The 202-nt window shown below is 45.0% G+C and carries 1 tRNA gene; it reads left to right on the top strand.

Annotated features, from left to right (window positions below):
- The first annotated feature begins 35 nt into the window (after positions 1 to 35).
- A tRNA-Ala gene (locus AACW06_RS20895) sits at positions 36 to 111 on the top strand.
- Positions 112 to 202 lie beyond the last annotated feature (91 nt).

Genomic DNA, 202 nt, shown 5'->3' with positions numbered 1-202 from the left:
AATCGAAGATTGGCACACAGTATCACACACCTGATGGGGTTATAGCTCAGCTGGGAGAGCGCCTGCCTTGCACGCAGGAGGTCTGCGGTTCGATCCCGCATAGCTCCACCATCTTTAAGCACATTTGCTTAAGTGTTCTTAAAAATGGTTTTCATCAGAAAATCTTGCTCTTTAACAATTTGGAAAGCTGACTGATAACAAC

Origin of the sequence: Vibrio sp. S12_S33 (genome assembly GCF_963889785.1) — a bacterium.
GTDB lineage: Bacteria > Pseudomonadota > Gammaproteobacteria > Enterobacterales > Vibrionaceae > Vibrio > Vibrio aestuarianus.
Note: the sequence above shows the minus strand (reverse complement) of the source record. Positions and strands in the feature narration are given on the sequence as shown.